The 434-nt window shown below is 42.6% G+C and carries 2 rRNA genes; both read left to right on the forward strand.

Annotation, left to right across the window (positions count from 1 at the left end):
• A 16S ribosomal RNA gene (locus tag BHE18_RS02055) occupies positions 1–69 on the forward strand; the annotation flags it as partial.
• A 238-nt stretch (positions 70–307) separates the two neighbouring features.
• Positions 308–434 (forward strand): 23S ribosomal RNA (locus BHE18_RS02060); the annotation flags it as partial.

A 434-nucleotide genomic window follows, 5' to 3' on the forward strand; every position in this document is an offset into this window, starting at 1 on the left:
GGACAGATGATTGGGGTGAAGTCGTAACAAGGTAGCCGTATCGGAAGGTGCGGCTGGATCACCTCCTTTCTAAGGAATATTACATGAAACGTTTGACAGTCGAAGTTTTGTTCAGTTTTGATGGTTTGATAAGGTTTTTTGCGCAAGCAAAAGAACCATCCATCAGGGATTTTTACGAAGTGTAAGCGAAGTAAAAGATCCAACCATAAAGTTTGTTCTTTGAAAACTAGATAAAGTGTTAATTGATAGTCAAGAAATTACCGAGTATCGCCATTTTAGGTTTTAAACCTTATGTAACAACCAATTCGGTTAAGTTATGAAGGGCGCACGGTGGATGCCTTGGCACTAGGAGCCGATGAAGGACGGGACTAACACCGATATGCTTCGGGGAGCTGTAAGTGAGCTTTGATCCGGAGATTTCCGAATGGGGGAAC

The organism is Rossellomorea aquimaris, assembly GCF_001877785.1.
Lineage (GTDB): Bacteria > Bacillota > Bacilli > Bacillales > Bacillaceae_B > Rossellomorea > Rossellomorea aquimaris_A.